The organism is Oleiphilus sp. HI0128, from assembly GCF_001635365.1.
This window is the reverse complement of sequence record NZ_LWGG01000754.1, coordinates 1-20,644: the sequence shown is the minus strand read 5'-3', so window position 1 is coordinate 20,644 and position 20,644 is coordinate 1. Positions and strand designations below refer to the sequence as shown.

Here is a 20,644-nt window from a genome sequence, read left to right as displayed (position 1 = left end):
GTAGAGTTCTCTGCCAGCAATCAACACACCTAATTATGCAAACTTCTTAGCAGCCTTACTGCGCCACTTGATTGCTTTTGTGAACAGCCATTGATAACCCGTTGGGAAAAGACGCACTACGCCATCAAACGCCTTCGCATCAGCACCAATCAGCACACGCCTATCATTGCGCTTAACACCCTTAAGAATAGTCTTTGCTGCACTATCAGGCGTATGAACAAACATTTTTTCAAACTCTTTTAAGGTACTTTCCTTAGTTGCCCCAGTCACTTTCATTGAGCTTTTATCAACTCGCGCTGACTGAGCAATATTTGTTTTTATACCACCAGGATGAATACAAGTAGTGCTGACCTTTGAACCGGTAATTTCCAAGTCCTGACGAAGAGACTCGGTAAACCCTCGAACAGCGAACTTACTCGCGTTATAACCACTCATTAACGGCTGTGAAGTTAAGCCAAATATACTGGAAATATTTACCACATGACCTTCGCCCGATGCTTCAAGGTGAGGCAGAAAGGCTTTGGTGCCATAAACAACACCCCAGAAATTGATATTCATAATCCATTCGTAGTCTTCAATCGAGAGCGAATCCACCGTGCCTGACAAAGCCACTCCGGCATTATTGAAGATCAAATTTACTTTGCCATGGTCTTCGACCACCTTATCGGCCCAGGCATAGACAGCCTCTTTATCAGCTACATCGAGAGCATGGCTTGTGACTTTCACATTGAAGCCTTTAAGTAAGTTCTGCGTTTCTTTCAGACCTTTCTCATTCACATCAGAGATGGCCAGAGCACAACCTTCCTGCGCCAAGTTAACCGCCAGTGCTTGACCAATGCCCGACCCAGCACCTGTCACCGCGGCTACTTTACCGTTTAAGTTTTTCATTATTTTTCCTCTAGGTAAGCAGGCCGACAAAGTCGAGCCTGGCACGTTTAAATTAGCTATTTTTATCTAAAAACGCCTGGTAAACCTCAGCACTTTCAGCCGGAATCTCAACCATAGGCATATGTCCAATACCCGGCCAAATTTTTATAGATATATTCTTAATGCCAGCCTTCCATACATCAACGGCGCTGACATGTAGGAGCTGGTCCTGATCACCCCATAGCAATAGCACAGGCGCTTGAATTTCATTTAATACCGGCTGCAACATATGCTTGCCATGGAAGTCCTGGAAGATCTCGATTAACTCTTCTCGGCGCGCTTGGTACTTTTCTGAAACAGCCTCAAGAATAAAACTTGGAATGTAAGGTGCTTTGGCCATGGTCATCCCGTAAAAGGTATCAAACTCTTCACGACTGTGTATTTCGAAAGGATTGCGCCCTGCTGCTAGCATCTTCTCCATATCACTCTTGATGGGTGACTCAACACCTGCCGGATCAACTAAGGTCGAGCTCAGTGTTCGCTGAGGATACATACGAGCAAAGTGGCCTGCGATAAATCCGCCCATTGAATTGCCAATAACATGAACTTTATCGAGCGCTAATTTATCAAGCAAAGCGATGATACGTTCAACCTGAGCAGGTCCACCGTAATCCCAATCTTTATGGAAGCCCGTTTCACCATGACCAGCCATATCAGGAATTAGCACGTTATAGTGCTCGCTAAAAAACTGAGCAAAACGTGGCCAGACATCTTTATCGGCACTATAGCCATGCAACATAACGATAGTAGGACGCTCAGGTTTTATTTCATTTTGGTAGAGATAAATATCCATCTCGCCAATATTTACCTGAGCCTTTTCCAAGCCATATAAACCAGCCTCGAAGGGAGCAGCCCATTCATAGACCGCTTTACCCATTGGAGCCGGAGCGATGAACGTGGCACCCACAAAAACTAACAAAATGGCAGCTAAAGCCAGTAAACTTTTTTTCAACATTTCAATATCCTTATTTGTATTTATACGCTCGAAGGTCGATAACCTTCTTCATTTCTGACCAAACCATCGCGCAAACAAGCGGTAAAGGCAACAGTTTGGAAGCCAACCACACTTTAATAGCATTATTTCCATAGACAATACGAGGCTTATTTTTCTTAACTGACTTAATTAAATGTTCGGCAATATCCTCTGGTTCAGTAGTCAGAAAGTTCTGAGAAAAGTCTCGGGCATGTTCATGCCTTACGATATTGGTTCGAATCCCCCCTGGATGTAGAAGGTGTACCTGAATATCACTGGCCGATAATTCGACCATTAAAGCTTCGGTAAAACCTCGTACGGCAAATTTACTACCACAATAATCAGCATGATTGGGTGTTCCCGTCAGGCCAAAGATACTTGAGACATTCACAATCACGCCTTGGTTATTAGCCAGCATGTCAGATAGAAATGCGCGAGTACCATGAATCACACCATAGTAATTAACATCCATCACCCGCTTAAAATATGATTGCTCTGTCGCCCAAACCGGCTCACCACTGCCTTCAACCCCCGCATTATTGACAAGCATAAATGCTTGACCCAAGTGTTGTTTAACCTGATCGGCGAACTCAAACACTGCCTGCTCATCTGAGATATCAAAGGCCTGTGCAAAGACTTTTTGTGATTCTGGTAGCAACGAGATCGTCTCGCCTAAGCCTTCCTCGTCATAGTCACACAAAGCCAGATGACTACCTTGCTTAGCAAAAGCCAGCGCATAGGCGCGCCCCATACCCGAGGCAGCCCCTGTTATCACCACTACCCTGTCTTTAAAACTTGTTATTTTTTTCATCGTTTTTACTACTTAAGAGTTAAAAGAGTGATCTTGGCGTTTAAATTTCTTAGCCCAGCGTCTGAAGGTAAAACTAAACCCCGGGAACATGGCAATCACTTTTCCGCTCTTGCTCTTATACCAAGAGTTACAACCGCCACGCTGCCAAACCGTTTTGGCCATCTCGTGATGAATTAAATCGGTATATTTCTCCTCAGCATCTACATTGACTTCGATCACTTTTTTGCCACTTTGTTTAAGCGCCGAAATACTGTTCATGATGTATTTCATTTGCGACTCAATAATAAACAAAGCGGAGGTATGACCAATGCCTGTATTAGGCCCTGTGACAATAAACAAATTTGGAAAGCCTGGCGCACTCGTCCCTAAATAAGCTCTGGGGAAGTCACTCCATGCCTGAGCTAAGGTCTTACCGCCTTTACCCACCACCGGATATGAGATCACGCCATCAGTAGCATCATAACCGGTTGAGTAGACAATCAAATCCAGCTCGTGCTCGACACCGTCCTGAGTCACAATACCCTTCTCGGTGATTTCTTTTATGCCATTATTCTTATCGAATAAGGTGACATTATCTCGACAATAAGCTGGGTAAAGCGTGTCTGATAAAATTACCCGCTTACAGCCTATGGTGAAGTCGGGAGTCACTTTTCGTTGTAAGTCCGGGTCTTTGATCTGTTTGCGAATATGCTTTTCAGCTTTGTTCTTCGCCAAGACCTTCAATGCCAAATCTGAATATTTAAAGCCAATAACACGGAATTCATACCACCAGTAGATCAAGAAACGTAAAGCAAAGTAGGCCCAACTCTTACTAAGCAACTTACGTTGCCAGCCTTTAAATTTATAATCATTTCGAGGCATTACCCAATGAGGGGTACGTTGAAGCACATCAAGGTGTTCAACTTCCGGAGCGATCGCAGGGATTATTTGTGCGGCACTGGCACCACTACCTATCACTGCAACTCGCTTGCCTTTATGGTCATAGTTATGATCCCAGTTATTACTGTGAAAGGACTTACCCTTAAATGTATCTTTTCCAGGAAAATCTGGAATCACTGGTGTACTAAGTGGCCCTGAAGCATTAATAACAAATTGAGCGTGATAAGCATCTTTGCCTTCAATATCAATTTGCCAGCGCTGCTCTGCTTCCTGCCATTCAATCTTCGACACATTGGAGCCTGCCGCAATTTTCTTATCCAAAGCGTGCTTGGAAATGATGTGCTCGGTGTACTCTCTTAGCTCGTCTTGTTCAGCGAACATTTGCGACCAATTGTAAGGCTCTGAAGATATCGAATACAAAGGAGAAGGAACATCGACGGCTGCGCCTGGGTAGGTATTTTGGCTCCAGGTACCACCGACAAATTCGCGCCGCTCCAGAATCAGAAAATCCTGAATGCCACGTTTGATTAGGTTCATGGCTGCCAGCTGTCCGCCGAATCCGCTACCGATAATAATGACTTGGTAATCTTGTTTCATTTAGCACTCCAGTCGCTCACAAGACCTTGCCTTGCTCACTGAATTTTTATGTTTATTGTCTAGCGCTTGCCATCATCATAGTCGAAGATTAACGAGATATAAATTGTGACGACAAGCAACTTCAAAACATCATATATTCTGACTACAGGTGTAGTCAAATATTTTTTGACTGACGGTCACGCTTTACATCCGACTTCAAATCACGGCAGAATAGACGGCTCAACCCGGACTAAAAATCACTTCAATCAGGACGAAATAAAACGCCAATGCCCTCTGCTGAACCTTCTAAAGAAAATAAAAAGACCGAACGGACCTATGGCGGGGTATCTTTAGCTGAGCGGAAAAAACTTAGAAAACAACAATTTTTAGATGCGGGCTTAAGACTATTTGGATGTTGCGGCTTTAGAAATTCAACTGTCAGGAGCTTATGCAAAGAAGCCAAGTTAACTGATCGCTATTTTTACGAATCCTATTCAGGTCTAGAAAATTTATTACTGGCGGTCTATGAAGACTGTATGACCCTGCTCAGTAAAGAAATTGTTCAAGCCATCGTTGTGGGCTATCAAGACTCTGACCCAAAGGCTGCCATTATTGCGGGTTTAGATAAGTACTTTGAAATTCTTGAAGACCCTAATATCGCTCGAATATGCATGGTCGAATTAGAAGGCATTAGCCCAGAAGTTAATACGCTTTACTATCATTACATCAATGGCTTTGCAGAAATTTTAAGAGTAATGGCAAATAAGGCTTTTCCCGATATGACGATTGATCGTGCCCAACAGGACATCATGGCTATATCCTTAGTAGGAGCAATGCGCCAGGCAGCGACAAACTGGTTAGTGAGTGATTATAAAACGGAACGAAAAGAGCTAGTTGCCGCCACCAGTAAGTTATTTTTAGGAATCATTAAGTTGATTGAAGCGTAGCGCTCTCACACAAAAAAGACGGCAACAAAAACCTGCTGGCAGAGCCTGCCCATTGTAATTTTCGAATAAATAATCATTTCCGTAGATAGAGGGTGTCACTCCTCACTGGAACCTGCCCCGCGTTAACCCGCTAGCGAGCCATGGAAGGCTCTGTCTACAAGTTTGTATTATTCATCACACCGGAGGCAAAGAATAGCTGCCGGTCACATGCGCCACAACATCCTCAGCCCCTTCGCTTCGGATCGAAACTTCACAAAATGCTATACGCTTACCCAACTTCAATATCTTTCCTTCTGCGATCAAGTCGCGCTGTTCAGGCCGCTGAAGAAAATTAATATTCAGGTTACTGGTTACCGCCATCGCGACCTCGCCCAGGCTTCCAAGTATCGCAGCATACATCGCCGTATCACCTGCGGTCATCATAACCGGGCCCGATACCGTGCCACCCGGCCGAATACATTTATCTTGAAAAGGAATTCGAATCCGCGCGTAGCCGGGCTTGATCTCCTCGATTTTCAAGTCGATATCCTCAGCCATTGGCACCCACTCTCTTATGCGGGCTTGCACATCTGCGGCCTGTAATGTCATGTTCTACTCCAAGATTGTATTAATTATTTGATTCAGGACTATACGATCAGCACTTAGCTATTTAAAATACGCCATTATATTTTTACACTCAAAGGAAATCATTGCCTCATGCGCGCAAGTCGTTTTTTAATCGCTACTCAAAAAGAAACTCCAGCTGACGCTGAAGTCATCAGCCATCAGCTAATGCTTCGTGCAGGCTTGATTCGTAAACTCGCATCAGGTTTATACAACTGGATGCCCATGGGTTTAAGAGTGCTACGTAAAGTAGAAGCGATTGTTCGTGAGGAAATGGATAAGGCTGGCGGACAAGAACTTTCTATGCCTGTTGTTCAGCCTGCAGAACTTTGGGAAGAGTCTGGTCGCTGGCAGCAATATGGCGGTGAGTTATTGCGTATCAAAGATCGTCACCAACGAGACTTTTGCCTCGGCCCTACGCATGAAGAAGTGATCACCGACCTGGCTCGCAATGAACTGAGCAGCTATAAGCAATTACCGGCAAACTTTTATCAGATCCAGACAAAATTTAGAGACGAGCGCCGCCCGCGCTTTGGTGTGATGCGTGCCCGTGAGTTTTTAATGAAAGATGCCTACTCTTTCCATGCGACTCAGGATTCTCTGGACGAGACCTATGAACTCATGTACGACACCTACACCAATATATTTACGCGTCTTGGTCTAGACTTCCGCGCTGTGCAGGCTGACTCAGGCAGCATCGGCGGCAATGCTTCACATGAATTCCATGTGCTGGCCGATTCAGGTGAAGACGATATCGCTTTCAGCACAGAAAGTAACTATGCAGCCAATATTGAGCTGGCTGAAGCCCTCGCACCTGAAGGTGAGCTAGCAGCACCAAGCAAAGCCATGGAAGAAGTCGCTACGCCTGAACAGAAAACCATTGAAGAGGTCACTTCTTTCTTATCTGTTCCCGCTAGCTCGGTTATCAAAACCTTACTGGTTCTTGGCGAAGAAGATGAAGACGGCAATGCACCCTTGGTAGCGCTGGTATTAAGGGGCGACCACAGTTTGAACGAAATCAAAGCTGAAAAACTTGAAGGCGTCGCCTCTCCCTTAGTGTTCGCAAATGAAGAACAGGTGAAAGCCGCAACGGGAGCGAATATAGGTTCCATTGGCCCGGTCGGACTAAAAGACATCACTGTATTTGTCGATCGCACCGCTGCACTGTGTTCAGACTTCACTTGTGGCGCGAATAAAGATGGCGTTCATTTAACAGACGTCAATTGGCAAAGAGATCTTGAACTAGGTGAAGTCGTTGACCTGCGTAACGTTCTTGAAGGTGATACCAGCCCTGACGGCAAAGGTACACTCGAAATCAAACGCGGTATCGAAGTCGGTCATATCTTTAAGTTGGGCAACAAATACAGTTCCGCAATGAATGCCTCGGTATTAAACGAAAATGGCAAAGCCACCATTATGGAGATGGGCTGTTACGGCATCGGTGTATCGCGTATTGTAGCGGCAGCTATTGAACAAAATAACGATGACAATGGCATTATCTGGCCTGAATCGATAGCGCCTTTCCAAATCGCGCTCATCCCACTCAATGGTCATAAGTCTGAGCCTGTTGCCAATAAGACTGAAGAGATCTATCAGCAGCTTGTTGACCTAGGTGTTGATGTACTCATGGATGACCGAAATGAGCGTCCAGGTTCCAAGTTTGCTGACATTGAGCTGATTGGTATTCCTCACCGAGTTGTTATTAGTGACCGAGGCATCAAGGCTGGCACACTAGAATACAAAGGCAGAAATGACAGCGATAAGCAGGATGTTGCTATCGATGACATCATGGCCTTACTAGCAGATAAGCTTGGCTTCACTATTGCTTAGGGTTTGTCGATGAGAGCGATGACTCCACAAGGTCTTTATCAGCTCTTATTCGTGCTGGTTATTTCTCTGTCTTTCGCGTCTTCAGTTAGCGCTGAACAGGCCAGCTTACGCCAGGCTCCAGATGATGAGCTGCGTAAGCTCCTTATGCAAACGGTCAATGAGTCCAGTAGTTTTGTTGACCGCTTTGATGCTGAAGTTTGGCTGGTCGATATGTCCAGCCGACTTAAGCGCTACATCAAAGACCCAGAGGAACGTTTGTCGCTGTTAAAGCGCGTTCACTCTGAAGCGAAACGAGCGGGCCTGGAACCCGAGTTAGTACTATCAGTGATCCATGTTGAAAGCGCATTTAAGCGCTTTGCTATCTCCAGAGTGGGTGCACAAGGACTCATGCAAGTTATGCCTTTTTGGAAGAATGAGATTGGTCGCCCGGACGACAACCTCACGACCGTTTCAACCAACCTCCGGTATGGCTGTACAATCCTGAAGCATTACCTGAATAAAGAGAAAGGCAACCTGATCAGAGCCCTTGCGCGATACAATGGCAGTTTAGGTAAAACTAAGTACCCTTCAAAGGTCTTACGTTTTTGGCAGGACTACTGGTTCGTAAAACATGTATAAGCCAGCATAAAGAAAGAAATAGAGTTCAAACTATGCAAGAAATTATCGTCGACCTTTCCATTGATAAAGAGGAATGGCTGCGAATCTATAGGGGTGAAGCCAATATCGTCTATGCAATCAGCAGAGATGGCCGATCCATTCAGTTTCCGGCCGCTATCCTGAGTAAATATGTGACACACCACGGCATTGAAGGGAGCTTTGTTATTTCTATCAATGACGCCGGAAAGTTCCAATCTATCATTAAACTTTAGACCCTACTTGAGACAACGCGATATGACACACAACACCACGAAAGCCACGCTACAAACGCATCAGGTCATTTCGCTAAAAGAAGCTGAACTGGTTTCTCACTTGAAGGCCATGTCACTTGAAGAACTTGAGTTTCATGCTCATGAAATTATGAAAGATATGGGTTCTGAGCAATCTCCTCAAGTCATGGCTAAAGTAATGAAGTCTTTGGAGAAACCCAAAGAAGGTTATTCAAAATTTGAAACAGTCCAAAAAACACTTGAAGATGAACTGCCCAACAAAGCTTATCTCAGCGATATCTATGCGCGCCTGGCCGCTATCGTGATGAGCATTATATCTCGTCGCTTCAAAGAGTTTTTGTAAACGGCTATAGGCGGCTAGCTACCAGGTTCAAACTCTGTTCGTCGCCGCCATGCCTTGATAATCACGATCAAAAACAGCAAGCCTCCGATGGTAGAGATCAAACCACCCAAGCCCATCATTCCCATCCCTATAATTTCAGGTAAACGATCTAAACCTTGAGCTGCTCCTGCAGTCTTACGTTGCACACCATAACCACCTGACCACGCGAGACCCAATATATGCATCAACTGGCCACCACCATAAACATAAGGTTGAATTGCCGCTAGGCGAGTATCTGGGGTACCTAAACCCAGCTTAGGCATGAGCAGATAAGCAATACCCATAAAGGAAAGCGTTACTCCGACAATCGAACCATGGTAATGCGCAGGTATAACTACATTCACACCTTCGATCAAAAAGCCAATGATGCCGCCTGCCGAAAACAAAATAAACGAAGCTATCATTGCTGACTTTAATGGCTTTGAAGATGCCTCAATCCTGCCTCGTTTAATCAACAGAAACAGTTGATAAACTGCGATAATGCCAAGCGGCATACTTGCCAAGCCACCGTATTGCATTAATTTAGTAAAACCTAAACGATGCCCTAGCGAATCAATTTCGCTTGAAGCATACAGCCAAGGCACCATAAGTACAGGCAATATAACCAATGCTGACAAAGCCAAAAGTAGCCCAGGCTTATAGCTAAAACGAGCACCACATGCACTTGCAAGCCATAACCAGGCAACAAGTAAAAGCAAGGTATGCGTGAACTGTAAAGTGTGCCCACCACCCCAGAACAGTAATTCGAAATAATATTCACCACTATATTCAACTGATATGCCCAGATAACTAGCCACTAACGCAATAATACTTAATAGAGCAGGAATAGCGGCTAAATACGATGCCCAGCTCAGTACCGACTCACCACTATTAAAGCCTTGAGGTATAGTCAATAAGCGAGCTACTAATAACAGCAGAATGCCAAAACCAAAAACACATAAAGCCAGGTAGAATGCTGGGTGTTGAAGCACAGGAACATAGTTATTCATCAAAGGCTCCCCTACTCCAAAAAATGGACAAGCGACCATAATCAAGGCACCAAGCGCAGCAAAGTTCCACGCCCACTGATCCAACAAGCCACCACTAGCCGGGTTGCTGCTAGTCCAGAAAACTCCCGCCATTGATAGAAACCAAATCAATACAGAAAGGTCAACGTGCACAACCAGTGCAACATGGAAAAAGTCCACCCAGGGAATAAAGTCTTGTACGCCTGGCGTTCGAGACAAAACAAGCAGCAAAGAAAATACCCCTGCGCCTAGCAAAGAAGCGACAGCCAGCCCGAGCCATTTTTTAACAATCGTTTTCTGAGCGGCAGCAACTAGAGAAAGTTGCATTACCATAGAAGTGTTTAATGCCGTCATAATCCCTCATTATTATATTTATTGTGTCGCTCAGGATCCTATCAAATAATTGGGGTCAGTGTAAAAAAGGCCGTTATCACACCGAATCCAGTTATTTAATGGCATAAGTCGCATTTTATTCACTGTTCAAAGATTAGGCTTGCATCTCTCACTAAGAACAGTAAATAATGTGCAGCCATGGAGACTAAATAATTAGTACAAAATAAAAGTTTCCTACTATGCTTAAACAAGCATAAAAGTGTTACACGACTTAGAAAGAATCACTAACAAATATAATAAAGGGGATGAAACGTAAGCCGTGCTTCTTATAGAGCTGCTTCTGACTAAGCAGATTGCTATAAACCCTGCTTCTCGATTTCATCATTAAAACAAACCATAGCCAAATTCTGGAATAACCTTATTGGTTTCAGATACTTTAAGTAACTAGGTTATCGTTTTATTTTTTAAGTAGTAGCAATGTTGTCGGCCTCTAAAAATGTTCCGCATTACATAAATAGAACAGGCCAGATTGAAAATAATAACTAGATATTTTTGACATCTTGATTTGCCACACAACGGTTAAAGACGTGATTATGCCCCTTAACGAATAAAGTTCGGCAAATTCACTTCGACTCAGAATCTGGTATGCCTTTGATGAGGATCAACGGATGCCAAATCGTTTACGCAAGCTCAGCATGCTTATTGCCATGCCAAGTCTTTTGCTTGCCTCCAGGAATGTATTTTCTGAATACGCTCTTAACCTTCCTGAGCCAGTCTCTCCTGTAACACGGGAAGTATTTGACCTCCATATGATGACGGCCTACATCGCACTGATCATTATGATCCTCGTCACCGTCGTCATCTTTTACTCCATATTCAAATTCAGAAAGTCGAAAAATTACGAAGCCGACCAAGAATTTCATAACAGCAAGTTTGGCACATGGTCCTGGATTCTGGTGCCGATTATTGTACTCGCTATTGATTTAAGTATTGCTGGCAGCGCAAGCTCTACCTTTGACTTAATTGAAGATAAGACCCCAGCAGACCTGACAATTAAAGTGACAGGTTCCCAATGGAAGTGGACATACGAGTACATGGAAGACGATATTAAGATCGTCAGTAACCTACTGCCTGAGGAACAAGCTGGTGATCGCTATTTAAGAATGGTGGATAACCCTCTCTACCTACCTACTGACCGACGAATTCGTTTCCTTCATACCGCAACCGATGTTCTTCACGCTTGGTGGGTTCCGGCAATTGCGGTTAAGAAAGACTCCATTCCCGGCTATATCAACGAAACCTGGACTATTATCGAGAAGGCTGGCACGTATCACGGCCAATGTGCCGAAAACTGTGGTACGGGGCACGCTTTCATGCCCATTCAAGTTGAAGCGATTGCCGGTAGCGAGTTTGATTCATGGATGACAAAGCAAAAGGAAATCAAGATAGCGAAAGAGAAGGAAGCTTCTTCAGACACTGTCTGGCCAATGCAAGAATTAATGGCTCGGGGCGAGTCCCTCTACAACACCAACTGCGGAGCCTGCCACCAAGTCGATGGCTCTGGTGTTCCCCCCGCATTTCCAGCGCTGGCTGGTAGCGAAATTGCCAAAGGCGACCCCGCTAAACATCTTGAAGTCGTAATCAAGGGTGTATCGGGTACAGCCATGGCTGCTTGGGGCGCTCAGTTGAATGACCTGGAAGTGGCAGCAATCGTAACCTACGAAAGAAATGCCTGGGGTAATAACACAGGTGATGTTGTGCAACCAGCTGATGTCAAAGCGGCGCGCTAGGAGGAGATAATCAATGAGTTCTACTATTACAATTGATGAACAAAATCAGGACGTTTCAAGCGCCGATCATGATCACCACAATGAGCCACCGAAGGGTATAGGCCGCTGGTTATTCAGCACTAACCATAAAGATATTGGTACCATGTACCTGGTGTTTTCTCTCATTATGTTATTTTTGGGTGGTGGTATGGCAATGCTCATTAGAGCAGAGTTGTACTTTCCTGGCTTGCAGTTTTTGGAGCCTGACCTTTTCAATAACATGGTCACTACACATGCCTTGATTATGGTCTTTGGTGTTGTCATGCCTGCCGCAGCTGGTATGGCGAATTGGATGATCCCACTTCAAATCGGTGCGCCAGATATGGCATTGCCACGCTTAAATAACTTGAGTTTCTGGCTATTACCCGCCGGGGCTGCCCTGCTTATTTTGTCAGTCATCGTACCGTTTTTCGGTGGCGGCGCCCCCGTCAATACAGGCTGGACCTTGTACCCTCCCTTATCTGTTCAAGCGGGAATGGGGATGGATCTGCTGATCTTTACTCTTCATGTATTAGGCATATCATCGATACTCGCTGCCATCAATATCGTTACAACGGTATTGAATATGCGCGCTCCCGGCCTTGATATGATGAAACTACCCTTGTTTGTCTGGGCATGGCTATTTACAGCAATTCTATTGATTATGATCATGCCAGCACTTGCTGGCGGCGTAACCATGCTTTTGTTTGACCGTCACTTCGGTACCAGTTTCTTCGACGCTGCTGGCGGCGGCGACCCTGTGTTATTCCAGCATTTATTCTGGTTCTTTGGTCACCCGGAAGTATATGTACTATTACTACCTTCTATCGGAGTTTTAGGTGTTATTGTTCCAACATTCTGCCGTAAGCCTTTGTTTGGCTACCGCCCATTAGTTTGGTTTATGGGTATTCTGCTGGTCTTGGGTATGGTCGTATGGGCTCACCATCAATACACCATTGGCATGTCTGTCCTCGCGACCAACTACTTTATGATTGGTACAATTTTAATCTCGATCCCCGTTGGCCTAATGCTGTTCAACTTTATCTTAACGATGTGGCGTGGCTCTATTACCTTTGAAACACCCATGCTCTTCGCCATTGCCATCATTGTGATGTTCTCATTTGCAGGAACTACAGGTGTCATGCTGGCGGTTGTACCTGCAGATTTGCAATACCATGACACCTACTTTGTGGTCGCACATTTTCACTACGCATTAATACCCGGCGCACTATTCGGGCTCTACGCAGGTGTATTCTATTGGCTGCCAAAGTGGACTGGCCATATGTATAACGAAACGCTGGGTAAAATCTTTTTCTGGTGGACAACCATCGGCTTTAACCTGACGTTCTTCCCTCAACACTTTTCGGGCTTAGCGGGTATGCCACGCCGTATCGTTGATTACAGCGTGCAGTTTATTGAGTTTAACCAGATATCGAGCATTGGTGCCTTTATCTTCGGCCTATCTCACCTACTCTTTGTCTACATCATTATTCAAACTATACGTGGTGGCGAGAAAGCTCCAGCTCAGCCTTGGGAAGGTTCTCAGATCGGTACACCTGGCCTGGAGTGGACGCTCCCATCTCCTCCACCATTCCATAGCTTTGAAACACCTCCTACGGTCAAATAAAACCAGAATCTGGCCTTGGGTGCTTTAACAAAGAGCCCAAGGCTAGATACTTAACAACAAAAAGAGTTTTGATTATGAACCAACAAAGCGAACAAGCATTAAAGAAGTCAAATATTCGCACCGCGCTAATTCTTGGAGGCATTGCGATATCAAGCTTATGCATTGCCGCCTATGGCGTCAGCCAAACTTTAGCCGTGGGTGCATAACATGAGTGAAGTACCAGTAAAACAAAACAAGAAAACCGCACTAAAGCTCGCAATGTTAACAGTGCTTATGTTTGGCTTTGCCTTTGCGATGGTGCCGTTATACAAACTCGTATGCGATGTCGCCGGTATCAATAGCATCGATAGTAACAGTGGGCGCTCTGAGATTTCTGAACTAAGTAGCGAAGAACTTAGTCAGTCTTTAAGAACCGTAACGGTTCAATTCGACTCGACTATAAATGGCAATATGGCATGGGAATTCAAACCTGAAGCGAAAACCATGAAGGTGAAGCTTGGCGAACGAGTCAGTACCAGCTATTTCTTTAAGAACAACAGTTCGCAGCCAGTTGAAACCCAGTCAATACCTGGGGTTACACCATGGCAAGCAAACCAACATTTAAAGAAAATGGAATGTTTCTGCTTTGAGACTCAAACCCTTCAAGCAGGCGAATCAAAAGACATGGGTTTACAGTTTGTTCTCGACCCGAATCTACCTGAAGACATTCAAACGGTAACTTTATCTTATACCATTATGAACACAAACAGAGACGACTCACTGAAAACTAATAAAGACGCATTACCCTCTGTCAGCGACTCAAAGAAGACTTTGAATAAAGCTGGCGACAAGCAAACTATTTGAATAGCTAATGGTACAAACAATTAAAATAAAGAGGACATTATGAGCACAGCAGGTTCTGACAGTTATTACGTCCCCCACGGCAGCCAATGGCCCATTATTGCTGTAATGGGAATATTTTTTACAGTACTCGGTGTCGCATTTTGGGTTAATGACGTCGATGCGGGTACATATATGATTTGGACGGGGCTAGCTATTGTTGCCTATCTCTTCTATGGCTGGTTTAGTGACGTGATTGACGAAAGCATGGGTGGTAAATACAGCCCTCAGGTAGATATTTCCTTTAGACAAGGAATGATATGGTTTATCACCTCAGAAGTATTTTTCTTTGTAGCACTTTTTGGCTCCTTATTTTACCTTCGAGAAATCTCACTCCCCTGGCTCAGCGGTGAAGGTCACCTTGGCTCGTCTAACCTTCTATGGGAAGGTTTTAAGGCGTCCTGGCCCTTACTTACAACTCCTGATGGAGGAGAGTCTTACATCCAAACCAAAGAGGCTATGGGCGCTGGTGGCATCCCGCTATATAATACAGTCATATTACTTTCCAGCGGAGTAACACTTACCTGGGCACATCATGCTTTAAAGCATAATAAGAAAAACCAGCTTATCATCGGTTTAGCAGCAACAATTTTATTGGGTTTGATTTTCTTTGGTTTCCAGGCATACGAATATAGCCATGCCTACAATGCTTTAGACCTGACACTTAATTCAGGTATCTACGGGTCGACCTTCTACATGTTAACCGGTTTTCATGGCATGCACGTGACGATTGGTACTATCATGCTAATTGCTATTCTAGTAAGAAGCTTGAAGGGGCACTTCAGCTCAGATAAGCACTTCGCATTTGAAGCCGTTGCATGGTACTGGCACTTCGTTGATGTCGTCTGGTTAGGCCTTTACTTCTTTGTTTATTGGTTATAAGCCTATCAAGACATAAAAATGCCAGCTTAGTTGCTGGCTTTTTTATGTCTTGAATAAATAGATGCTCAGTTTTTCTAGCCAGCTAGGGCGTTGTCCCTGACTTTAAGGGCCGAACATTTCCAGCCTTATTCCCCTCTTCACACAAAGCCTTCCCCACTTCGATCCCCGCGACCTCCTCTGGTGCGCACATTTTAAGAATGGCAGACAGGTCATCATCCATATGAGAGAAGTGCTCGAAGATATCGTAGACATTGTTTTTTCCTGTTTCCAAGCGCTCCAAGAGAATCTTTTCCTGTTCATCAGTGAGCAACAAGGTTTGCATCGATTGCTCGAAGGAGTCAGCCAGCTGATTGACAACACCAGCAATCTGGACTGTCATATCACGATATTGAGAGCCTAGGTTCTCTATACCACTCTCCATACGCCGTATCAGCGTTTCTTGAGATTGATGCTCTAGATAAATATCGGCCTGCATATCCAAAGCCTCTATTTTTGCATCGGTTCCTTGTAGAAGCGCAAAAATATTATCTTTAATCTGACCATACTTCTCGGGATCATCAAGTGGCATATTTTTAATGAGAATCGACACACGGTTGTAATTGATCACAGTACGGTTGCCAAAATCATAAAAGCGACCGGCATCTTTCAACTCACTTAACAAGCGAGACTCCATTGTTCGTTCCATGCCGTTTGCTTCCATGTTTTTAACCTTGTATTTACCTCGCATTTGCAGGCTACAACTAATCCCATAGTGATTAAGGCTTTGGAACAATAACTGACCTAGCTGATCAAAGTTCTGACATTGATAGCTGTCCAGTAAAAACTGGATATTGGCACCCAGATCTCCGGTGCTAGCCATAGCCGCCATTGCAACATCTGAAGCGGCTCTAAGTTGGTCTTTAAGCTGTTTGTTAGCAATCGCATTGAAAATTGTGCTCTGAATACGTGTCACCATGTCATCATGACTAAGCTCTGTGGACATACAATCATCAGCACCTAGCTCACACGCTAGAAGTCGCTGATCAAGCTCCATATTGCGGCTAAGCACAATAACCGACATAGACTCAAGTTCTAGTGGGCATTCGCTCTTAATTTTGTCTAAAAAAGCTAAATGGGAGTTATTGCCGGGCATATCATCTATCAAAAGCAATTGATTATCGCTATATGCAGCGTGTGTCAATAAGCTTTCATAGGTCTGGCAATGCGTTAACTTGAAGTCTAACTGAAGGGAACGAATTGAATCACTGATAGTTGATGTATTGTATACAATGACGCCATACTTTTTTGACACGGTTGTCTCCTATATCCGAGGCACTAGTTACCTAAAAAATACAACTTACTGCTCCAATTCACGCCTTACGTCAAATCCCTTTCGGCGCACCTTGAAACAGGTAGATACAGCTCAACTCATTTAAGTTTAATAAGTATTTAGGTTTTATGGGTAATCTTCTTTCATAAATATAGGAAGCTTTTTCAGGTTTTACAAAGAAAAGCTTCAGAATTCTGACAAAAAAAAACCGACTACTTAGTAGTCGGTTTTGAATCAATCAATTAGCTAAACTTTAACGCTTACCTGAACGACGCAATGCCGCAGGCGTGAAGTCCTTACTCTTAAAGCTCTTTGAGTAGTCATAGCGAATAGGAATCTCATTAGCTAAACCACCTACAATATATCGACCAGACAACAAGTCGTGCAACGATTCTGCTGTTGTAATATGAGCTTTCACATCATAAAAGAACTTGTTATGAGCCTCACCAAAACGCCATAGCTCTCCACGACCATCATAATGATCTGCAACTAGGATTGCCCAAGAGTCCTCATCAATATAGAAAGTACGCTTTGAATATACATGACGCTGCCCTGCTTTAAGGGTACCGGTAACTTTCCACACCCGGTGCAGCTCGTATCGCATCACTTCTTGATCTAGGTGACCTGCTTTGATGATATCGTCATACTTGATACTCTTATCATCCATCGCATAGGAATTATAAGGAACGTATAGCTCCTGCTTTCCTTCTAGAGCCCAGTCATATCGATCCATCGCGCCATTGTACATATCGAAGTTATCGGTAGTACGCAAACCATCCGCCGCGGTTCCTGGTCCATCATATGCAACCTGAGGAGCTCGACGAACACGTCGCTGACCAGCGTTATATACCCACGCTCTACGTGGTTCTTTAACTTGGTCAATTGTTTCGTGGATAAGTAGAACGTTACCCGCCAAACGAGCCGGTGAAGCTACGCGCTGCTTAAAATACCAAAAGACGTTTTTATCTCCATTCTTTGCAGCATCCGTCAATTCCAATCGCTCAGAATAATGTTCTACGAAACGAATTGGTGAGAAGTCTCCTGATTCAGTAGGTGTAACCTGTACGTAGTCACGAACAAAGCTTCCCCCTCTTGAACGCATAATATGGTTCCAAACAACTTCTTTAGCATTCTTTGGAATTGGGAAAGGAATTGCACCTTTATAGCCTTGCACGCCATTCCCGTCATCAACCATTTCAGCATTAGTCGCATTATGCTTGAAATACTCACCGAATTTATCAATATAACCAACTGAACGATGAGTAGGATACACCTTCATTTTATAAGTAGAGTATCGCTCCAGGGTCTTCTTCTGACCATCAGACAACTTATCTGCATACTGAGCCATATTGTCTTTAGTAATCGTGAACAAGACCTGATCCGAAGCAAAAGGATCCGGATAAGGTTCACCCACCTTATAATCAGCAGGTGCTTCTACACCACCCGTCCACTCAGGAATTGTTCCATCTGCATTCCCTGCTTTTTCTGCACCAATTGGCGTTAATTCATTCCCTAATTTCGCCGTTTCTTCTGGTGATACTTTTGCCATGACATTTGCCGCACTAAAGCTTGCAGCAACAACACCAATGGCACACAAAGTTTTTATCATTTTCATTTAGACTACCTCGTTAAACCAAGCCAATGGGTTATTAGAATGAGTACGAAACACTAAGCGCAAGACTATCTCGGTCGGAGATTGTGTTATGAACCCCTCCACCGAAGTAATTGGTATACGCCAAGGTTGCACTGTACTGGTTTAAATAATCTGCTCTGACTGACAAGCCAAGAGATTTACGCCCCTCGATAAAGTTAGCACCAGGACCTGGCGCATAACCTTTCACATCATGGCTCCAAGCGACCTGTGGCGTCATATTCACACCGGCAAAAACATCGTTATATTGTAATGAGGTTCTCATACGGTAACCCCAAGAGAAGCCAGTAACATAACCCTCATCATCGCATGGACCTGTATAGGTTGGGTTTGAGCTGGCCAGAACGCCTTGACAAGTTAGCTCACCCACGAGATCGTCAGTCAGTTGACCATAACCTAACTGATCAGTCCGACCATAGCGGATTTCATCAGTATCAGGTAAGTTATGAACATATGTAGCACCCACCTCACCAACAAAGGCTAGACGGCTCGCACCCCAAATTTGATCAACAAACTTAATGGCGGTCATCTGAATCTGCGATACATCATAAGCGTCATAACCCGCTTGGACACTTCCATATAAAGGCGCTAATTCATCCGAAGTTATCGTTCCATCGCCGTTACTGTCAGTTGCTCTACTAGTAACGATAGGCGATACAACGTTACCTCTCGTTGCAAGCACTAAGTCTGGAGAGTTGAACTGCAAAGGCATATCATGCTTGAAGCTATACTCACCACCTAATGAAATACCACCAGGCCCAGTCGTGTTAAAGCTGAGACCTACCATTTGAATCTGTTCAGGGTACTGAATTTGATACTCAGCAGTCGAAAACTGTTCATCACTATCTATCGCACCGTCGCTATCAACGTCGGTACCGACTCTACCACCAACAATTGGTAAGCGACTATGGTATTGCAAGAAGTAGAAACCAAACTCTGTTTCATTCAAATCTGCAGCAAACCAGCGTAAAGCAATACCAAACTGATCAGTATCATCGGGCTTGTCATCATACATTCTCTGCAAGCCGGTTTGTCCACCCTGGTTCCACTCTTCAGTCATGAAGTTAGCACCCCAAACAGGGCCGCAACCATCGGCTACATAATCATTTGTAGAGAAGTAGGTTCCGCAATCATCAATTCGCGAAGGCTCATACTCTAGCTGAATAAACGCTTCAATCGTAATATCATCCGTTAAGCCAAGTGAACCATAAAGCATGTTTACAGGAATCAAAGCTTCTTTGATTTCTGCGCCAGGCGCTCGAATTGCACCAATATCTACTGGGTTAATAACGTTAATACCGTTAAAAATAAAGGTACTCTCACCCCAGCTGACTACCTGCTTACCTAGACGAAGGTTAAGAGGTGTATCACCAAACCAGAAATCTCGCCAGATATACGCGTCTAAAATTTCTCCGCCAGACGCGTTCGCTTTACCATTCTTACTCAACTGACGCTGATAACCATTGACGTCGGTATCCCTGTCACCATCTTTTAGCTCAAAGTCATACCAATACTTTGCACGAGCAAATACACCCCAGTCTTCATAAGTGGCTAAAAAGTCACTGGTACCCTTGACGATCTGCGAATAGGCATCACCCTTATCGAAATTAAGGTTACCGTCATCAGTATTGATTGAGAAACCTGACCCGCCATTACCTGTTCCGATCAGACGGTCGTCTCTACCTTCTACTCTCCAACTCGAGCCAGCACTAATATTAGTATCAAAACTTGCTTCTATATCGCCCATATAAAATTGAAAGGCGCTAGCAGGTGCTGACAATGTGGCCGCGACTGCCGCTGCTAAAGGCAGCTTTGCAAACTTATGCAACCGCTGTGTTTTTTTCGTCATCGAACGCTACTCCGTTACTTTGAGATTATTAATCTTTAGGCTCAGTTCAAGTGATTTTTCTTGTTTGGTGAAACCAATAAAGCCTAAGATCAAATCGATGTTGTACTACATGACAAGCTAAGCCCCAACAGAACCTTGTTAGCCATGTTGTTTTTCTAGATCCGCCGCTCTGAATAATTTCGGAGAGCTGCAAATACACTTAAAACAAAGCATAGACGCAAATTCTTCATTCCACCAACTTATAGGGAATTTTTTTTTCGACACCGATTCCAAGTAATTGGCAAAACAATCAGCGCGTATAAAAACAAGAGATATAACTGACTAAAACTTAGCTAAAATGACTAGTTTTAAATCTGAGAGAGTAAACAAAAAATACGGCGGCGAGCGCAACAAGACCACTAATAATAAAGGTCCAGTAATAGCCATATTCAGATACGACTACGCCACTAAAATAAGCACCTGCCGCACCGCCCGCACCGAAACC

At 44.2% G+C, this 20,644-nt stretch carries 19 protein-coding genes; 10 read left to right on the top strand and 9 right to left on the bottom strand.

Features of this window, described 5'->3' with window-relative positions; all coding sequences use genetic code 11:
- Window positions 1-33 precede the first annotated feature (33 nt).
- From A3763_RS10250 to A3763_RS10235, 4 genes are read right to left on the bottom strand one after another with little or no spacing between them, the layout of a single operon-like run.
- Window positions 34-888 carry an SDR family oxidoreductase gene (locus A3763_RS10250; RefSeq protein WP_068510415.1) on the bottom strand — a complete coding sequence of 285 codons (855 nt, stop codon included), beginning with the start codon at window positions 886-888 and terminating at the stop codon, window positions 34-36.
- A 52-nt stretch (window positions 889-940) separates the two neighbouring features.
- The gene (locus tag A3763_RS10245; protein WP_068510422.1) at window positions 941-1,882 is read right to left on the bottom strand and encodes an alpha/beta fold hydrolase; all 942 of its coding nucleotides are present in this window, start codon (window positions 1,880-1,882) and stop codon (window positions 941-943) included.
- A gap of 10 nt (window positions 1,883-1,892) precedes the next feature.
- Window positions 1,893-2,711 (bottom strand): SDR family oxidoreductase, encoded by an 819-nt coding sequence (locus A3763_RS10240; RefSeq protein WP_068510424.1) that lies wholly within the window; start codon window positions 2,709-2,711, stop codon window positions 1,893-1,895.
- 12 nt (window positions 2,712-2,723) lie between these two features.
- The gene (locus A3763_RS10235) at window positions 2,724-4,187 is read right to left on the bottom strand and encodes an NAD(P)/FAD-dependent oxidoreductase (protein WP_068510427.1); all 1,464 of its coding nucleotides are present in this window, start codon (window positions 4,185-4,187) and stop codon (window positions 2,724-2,726) included.
- Between the two features lie 266 nt (window positions 4,188-4,453).
- On the opposite strand from A3763_RS10235, the gene A3763_RS10230 reads away from it, so the two are divergent.
- Window positions 4,454-5,113 carry a TetR/AcrR family transcriptional regulator gene (locus A3763_RS10230; protein WP_068515554.1) on the top strand — a complete coding sequence of 220 codons (660 nt, stop codon included), beginning with the start codon at window positions 4,454-4,456 and terminating at the stop codon, window positions 5,111-5,113.
- Window positions 5,114-5,287: 174 nt separating this feature from the next.
- Here A3763_RS10230 and A3763_RS10225 read toward each other — a convergent pair whose 3' ends face one another.
- Complete coding sequence (locus A3763_RS10225; protein WP_068515557.1) at window positions 5,288-5,701, bottom strand: PaaI family thioesterase; 414 nt, start codon at window positions 5,699-5,701, stop codon at window positions 5,288-5,290.
- A 108-nt stretch (window positions 5,702-5,809) separates the two neighbouring features.
- Between A3763_RS10225 and A3763_RS10220 the strand changes: the two genes are divergently transcribed.
- From A3763_RS10220 to A3763_RS10205, 4 genes are read left to right on the top strand one after another with little or no spacing between them, the layout of a single operon-like run.
- Entirely contained in the window at window positions 5,810-7,546 is a 1,737-nt protein-coding gene (locus A3763_RS10220; RefSeq protein WP_068515560.1) for a proline--tRNA ligase, read from the top strand.
- Window positions 7,547-7,564: 18 nt separating this feature from the next.
- Window positions 7,565-8,164, top strand: a complete 600-nt coding sequence (locus tag A3763_RS10215; RefSeq protein ID WP_197470029.1) for a lytic transglycosylase domain-containing protein — start codon at window positions 7,565-7,567, stop codon at window positions 8,162-8,164.
- Between the two features lie 32 nt (window positions 8,165-8,196).
- Window positions 8,197-8,415 (top strand): DUF2835 domain-containing protein, encoded by a 219-nt coding sequence (locus A3763_RS10210; RefSeq protein WP_068515563.1) that lies wholly within the window; start codon window positions 8,197-8,199, stop codon window positions 8,413-8,415.
- Window positions 8,416-8,437: 22 nt separating this feature from the next.
- Entirely contained in the window at window positions 8,438-8,776 is a 339-nt protein-coding gene (locus A3763_RS10205) for a hypothetical protein (protein WP_068515566.1), read from the top strand.
- A 14-nt stretch (window positions 8,777-8,790) separates the two neighbouring features.
- On the opposite strand, the gene A3763_RS10200 is transcribed toward A3763_RS10205, so the two are convergent.
- Window positions 8,791-10,176 (bottom strand): cbb3-type cytochrome c oxidase subunit I, encoded by a 1,386-nt coding sequence (locus A3763_RS10200; protein ID WP_068515568.1) that lies wholly within the window; start codon window positions 10,174-10,176, stop codon window positions 8,791-8,793.
- Between the two features lie 647 nt (window positions 10,177-10,823).
- Between A3763_RS10200 and coxB the strand changes: the two genes are divergently transcribed.
- The 5 genes from coxB (at window position 10,824) to A3763_RS10180 (ending at window position 15,351) form a co-directional block, all read left to right on the top strand.
- Window positions 10,824-11,945, top strand: coding sequence for a cytochrome c oxidase subunit II (coxB, locus tag A3763_RS10195; RefSeq protein ID WP_082865175.1), 1,122 nt, complete (start codon window positions 10,824-10,826; stop codon window positions 11,943-11,945).
- Between the two features lie 13 nt (window positions 11,946-11,958).
- Entirely contained in the window at window positions 11,959-13,590 is a 1,632-nt protein-coding gene (locus A3763_RS10190) for a cytochrome c oxidase subunit 1 (protein ID WP_068515574.1), read from the top strand.
- 74 nt (window positions 13,591-13,664) lie between these two features.
- Window positions 13,665-13,796: a hypothetical protein gene (locus A3763_RS29890; RefSeq protein ID WP_255374912.1), complete on the top strand. Its 132-nt coding sequence runs from the start codon at window positions 13,665-13,667 to the stop codon at window positions 13,794-13,796.
- Window position 13,797: 1 nt separating this feature from the next.
- On the top strand, window positions 13,798-14,433 hold the full coding sequence (locus A3763_RS10185) for a cytochrome c oxidase assembly protein (RefSeq protein ID WP_068515577.1): 636 nt from the start codon (window positions 13,798-13,800) through the stop codon (window positions 14,431-14,433).
- 39 nt (window positions 14,434-14,472) lie between these two features.
- Window positions 14,473-15,351 carry a cytochrome c oxidase subunit 3 gene (locus tag A3763_RS10180; protein WP_068515580.1) on the top strand — a complete coding sequence of 293 codons (879 nt, stop codon included), beginning with the start codon at window positions 14,473-14,475 and terminating at the stop codon, window positions 15,349-15,351.
- 82 nt (window positions 15,352-15,433) lie between these two features.
- Here the strand turns inward: A3763_RS10180 and A3763_RS10175 are convergent, their stop codons facing one another.
- The 3 genes from A3763_RS10175 to A3763_RS10165 all read right to left on the bottom strand — a co-directional run bounded on the left by A3763_RS10175 (window position 15,434) and on the right by A3763_RS10165 (window position 20,160).
- A complete protein-coding gene (locus tag A3763_RS10175; RefSeq protein WP_068515583.1) occupies window positions 15,434-16,642 on the bottom strand; it encodes a hypothetical protein in 1,209 nt (402 codons plus the stop codon).
- A gap of 271 nt (window positions 16,643-16,913) precedes the next feature.
- The gene (locus A3763_RS10170) at window positions 16,914-18,275 is read right to left on the bottom strand and encodes a DUF1329 domain-containing protein (RefSeq protein WP_068515587.1); all 1,362 of its coding nucleotides are present in this window, start codon (window positions 18,273-18,275) and stop codon (window positions 16,914-16,916) included.
- Between the two features lie 34 nt (window positions 18,276-18,309).
- On the bottom strand, window positions 18,310-20,160 hold the full coding sequence (locus tag A3763_RS10165) for a DUF1302 domain-containing protein (RefSeq protein ID WP_068515590.1): 1,851 nt from the start codon (window positions 20,158-20,160) through the stop codon (window positions 18,310-18,312).
- Window positions 20,161-20,644: the final 484 nt, after the last annotated feature.

Excerpts from the sequence above, each read along its gene's own strand:
- A3763_RS10250 (WP_068510415.1), bottom strand. The coding sequence starts at position 888 with ATGAAAAACTTAAACGGTAAAGTAGCCGCGGTGACAGGTGCTGGGTCG.
- A3763_RS10245 (WP_068510422.1), bottom strand. The coding sequence starts at position 1,882 with ATGTTGAAAAAAAGTTTACTGGCTTTAGCTGCCATTTTGTTAGTTTTT.
- A3763_RS10240 (WP_068510424.1), bottom strand. The coding sequence starts at position 2,711 with ATGAAAAAAATAACAAGTTTTAAAGACAGGGTAGTGGTGATAACAGGG.
- A3763_RS10235 (WP_068510427.1), bottom strand. The coding sequence starts at position 4,187 with ATGAAACAAGATTACCAAGTCATTATTATCGGTAGCGGATTCGGCGGA.
- A3763_RS10230 (WP_068515554.1), top strand. The coding sequence starts at position 4,454 with ATGCCCTCTGCTGAACCTTCTAAAGAAAATAAAAAGACCGAACGGACC.
- A3763_RS10225 (WP_068515557.1), bottom strand. The coding sequence starts at position 5,701 with ATGACATTACAGGCCGCAGATGTGCAAGCCCGCATAAGAGAGTGGGTG.
- A3763_RS10220 (WP_068515560.1), top strand. The coding sequence starts at position 5,810 with ATGCGCGCAAGTCGTTTTTTAATCGCTACTCAAAAAGAAACTCCAGCT.
- A3763_RS10215 (WP_197470029.1), top strand. The coding sequence starts at position 7,565 with ATGACTCCACAAGGTCTTTATCAGCTCTTATTCGTGCTGGTTATTTCT.
- A3763_RS10210 (WP_068515563.1), top strand. The coding sequence starts at position 8,197 with ATGCAAGAAATTATCGTCGACCTTTCCATTGATAAAGAGGAATGGCTG.
- A3763_RS10205 (WP_068515566.1), top strand. The coding sequence starts at position 8,438 with ATGACACACAACACCACGAAAGCCACGCTACAAACGCATCAGGTCATT.
- A3763_RS10200 (WP_068515568.1), bottom strand. The coding sequence starts at position 10,176 with ATGACGGCATTAAACACTTCTATGGTAATGCAACTTTCTCTAGTTGCT.
- coxB (WP_082865175.1), top strand. The coding sequence starts at position 10,824 with ATGCCAAATCGTTTACGCAAGCTCAGCATGCTTATTGCCATGCCAAGT.
- A3763_RS10190 (WP_068515574.1), top strand. The coding sequence starts at position 11,959 with ATGAGTTCTACTATTACAATTGATGAACAAAATCAGGACGTTTCAAGC.
- A3763_RS29890 (WP_255374912.1), top strand. The coding sequence starts at position 13,665 with ATGAACCAACAAAGCGAACAAGCATTAAAGAAGTCAAATATTCGCACC.
- A3763_RS10185 (WP_068515577.1), top strand. The coding sequence starts at position 13,798 with ATGAGTGAAGTACCAGTAAAACAAAACAAGAAAACCGCACTAAAGCTC.
- A3763_RS10180 (WP_068515580.1), top strand. The coding sequence starts at position 14,473 with ATGAGCACAGCAGGTTCTGACAGTTATTACGTCCCCCACGGCAGCCAA.
- A3763_RS10170 (WP_068515587.1), bottom strand. The coding sequence starts at position 18,275 with ATGAAAATGATAAAAACTTTGTGTGCCATTGGTGTTGTTGCTGCAAGC.
- A3763_RS10165 (WP_068515590.1), bottom strand. The coding sequence starts at position 20,160 with ATGACGAAAAAAACACAGCGGTTGCATAAGTTTGCAAAGCTGCCTTTA.